At 47.9% G+C, this 3,305-nt stretch carries 1 protein-coding gene; it reads left to right on the top strand.

What is annotated here, in order from left to right:
* Nucleotides 1-3,305, top strand: a 3,305-nt coding sequence (locus H151_RS16700) for an RHS repeat domain-containing protein (protein WP_019962477.1), incomplete at both ends; no start/stop codon positions are given.

The following is a 3,305-nucleotide window of genomic DNA, read 5'->3' as shown; positions in this document are numbered from 1 at the left end:
GGGCACGCCGCCAAACGTCTCCTCACACAGCGATGACCGCATCACTGAGTTCGTCTATGATAAAATGGGACGAAGAACTGAAGAAAAAAGATTAGAGGTTAAGGCAACTTCTGGTCAAATTGATGATGGAAAGCTGGATATTAGCTATATAGGCTCAACTATACTATATAGTTATAATTCGGGTGGTCAAATTGTCAGCAAGACTCATGCAACGGGCGACCGGCAAAGATTTGTTTATGATGACGCGGGGCGTATGATCAGTGAAAGCCGAGCGAGCTTCATCAACCATTTAGGACAAGCAGTTACACCGACACTCAGCTATACTTATGATGTGTTCGGCAATTTAAGTGAGACGGTTTATGAAGGCGATCGGACGAGTGATCGCACTATGTCCCGCACTTATGACAACGCAGGACGTGTGCTCGAAGAAGTCAATGCATTGGGTCATAAGAGGGTATATTATTATGACGAGGCTGATCGGGTCGTTCGTGAGGAATACCAACGCACGGACACCTCAGGGGCCCTGCATCATGAAGCTATTGGCTATGACTATGATCTTGCAGGTCAACTGATCAGTCAAAGACAGTTCAATAAAAGCCAAGGTAGCTTTGTGATTTCAGCCGATAGCGTTAAAACGCATATGCGTTACAATGCTTTTGGTGAGGTTATTGCACGCGGACTTGAAACTCAAGACATTGAGTTCTTCATTTATGATAATGCTGGTCGGCTTATCCGTTCTAACCAAGGCGACGGTGTGTGGGATATCCACATGCATGACGCGCTTGGAAACCAAACCCTGACAGTTTCCTCTGATGGCCGCCAGATGTCAGGTCTGACGCGAGAAGCCGCGATAGATGTATTCCAACAAGCTGGCGGGCTTTTCGCGGGATTTGTGGATGACATGGTGGCCACGATCACCGTTTATGACAAGCGCGGCCAAGCGGTCGAGGTGCGTGAGCCACAGCGTGAGCGGGCTGAAGGTGTACGGGATAATCGCACAACGTATCGTACATATAATGCTTTTGGTGAGGTCGCGGTCGAAACGAATGCTGCGGGACATGCGATAAGCTACGCTTATAACACGATGGGTCGTTTGATATATAAAACCCTACCTAAGGTTATGGCAACTCACTACCATGGAGGTAAGTGGGAAGTAACCCCCGTCGAAGAATACTATTATGATGCTTCAGGGCGTTTGGTTGCTGAACATACAGGCCAAGATGCAAACACCTGGACGCAATATAACTACCTTGCTGGTACGGGCTATGACGGACAACAAGGCTTAGTCATAACGAAGAAAGATCGTGATGGCAGCGTTAATAGCTTTACCTATAATCGCTTTGGCGAAGTCGTGACCAGTACAGATCAAGTTGGGCGTACAACAACGCATACGTATGACAAGTTAGGTCGGTTGGTTCAGATCCAGCATCCCGCAGGATTAGTTGAATCCTTTGCTTATGATGAAATGGGTCAACGTATTAAGCGTTGGAACAATGCAGGTCAGGGTCAAGGCGAGGCTGAAGCTGAAGAAACCCATTATGATATCCAAGGGCGGGTGACCAAACATAAAGCGTTCGGCGGGGATATAACCTCGTCAAGTTATGCTTTTGAGGCTGCACTCACGGGTGGCTTTGGGCAAACCGGAGGCTGGGTCAAGGTTACAACCATGGCCAACGGTAAAACATTGACCGAGAAAACAGATATCTTTGAGCGTGAACTTGAGCGCATAGATTTAGGCGGTCACATCACAACCACACATTATGATGGTGCGGGCCGGGTTGTATTGAAAGAGAGCGATGAAACAGACCCCCAAAAGGGCAGTGATGTTCAATTCACATACTACAATACCAATCGTGTAAAGTCGAGTTGGACAAATGTATCCACCTATTTCCGAGCAGAAAATGCTCCTGATTTGAATTATAATCCAGGAAGTGCAAATGGTGCAGTCCAACTATCTTGGAACAAGAAAATCAGCAATGTTGAATTACGCTCAACCTATTCTTATGACATTGTTGGCAATCAGGTTTCTTATGACCTAATCGAAAAAGGTATTGTTGATCAAGGCGAAGCAAAGTGGAACACATCGCAACAGAAATGGGTTGTTACAGATACATCCAAAGAGCTGAGCTTTACTTTAACCCAAGCGCGTGCTGACTATGATGCCTTAGGGCGTCTCAGCGAATGGCAAGAATTGGGTGGGGCGCTGCCAAGGGCTTCTTTAGTCTATGAATATGACCAGCGGGGCAATGTCATGCGCTCGTTGGCGACTTATCACGACCTTGATAATAATGGTCAGATCAAAGGGGCTGCCAAAACTAAAGACGAATGGTTTACCTATGATTTGATGGATCGGGTGCTGATCTCCGGCGGCGTGCGGGATGGGTCAACGATTAAAGTCGGTACGGGCTTTAGTGTGACATACCATCAAGATGGTCGGCGCGCCACGGTAACCCAGGGCCGCGATGGCTCGCAAGAGCGCTATGAGTATGATGCAGGTGGTCACCTTAAAACTGTACACATAAGACCAGAAGGCGGAGTTGAGCGTAAGCGCGCACTTTATAAGTATGATCTATTGGGACGCATGACCCAACAGATGGATTATCCAGCACATACGAGCGACACTCCAATTTATGATCGCACGGTGATATATAACGCGAAAAGTCAAATCACGGATGACATCAGCCATACTCGCCAAGACAATAAAGTTAACACTTCGCGTGCAAGCCTTTATTATGGTGCGAATGGAAATGAAGCGCTCGGCTCTGTGTTACGCAACACAACCCGCCATGAAGTCGATAATCAATTCCAATCTACAAATACAACGTCCTATGAGTATGACTGGTATTCAAACGCCGTGCAGAAAGCCATTACCGTCAGCAGCTCAGTTAGCTCTCGGAACGGCGTCACGACGCAGTCATATATCAATGTCGGCGGTCAGGCCTGGCTGACCAAAGCTAATGTAACCGGTGGCCGCGCGCGCCACATAAATTATACCCTGGATATGAGTGGTCAGGTGATTGCGCGCGATGAAAACAATCACACCTCCACCGGTGAGCCGCATGAACGCTGGTATCGCTTTGGCGATAAGCAAATGGGCTATATCGGAAATAACGGCAATACAGACTTCTCTTATGCCCAATCAATTGATGAACGCGCCAAAAAGGCCGGAGACGGCGACTTCCGCAATGGAGCCAAAACCGGCAGTAGCTTTGCGGACTTTGATCAGGGGCTCAGCCCGATCAACTCCTATAATCAAGGCTCTGGCGGGGGTGTCTACACGGTTCAAAATGGCGATACCTTGCAGT

Origin of the sequence: Woodsholea maritima DSM 17123, assembly GCF_000382325.1 — a bacterium.
In the GTDB taxonomy this organism is placed as follows: domain Bacteria; phylum Pseudomonadota; class Alphaproteobacteria; order Caulobacterales; family Maricaulaceae; genus Woodsholea; species Woodsholea maritima.
Note: the sequence above shows the minus strand (reverse complement) of the source record. Positions and strands in the feature narration are given on the sequence as shown.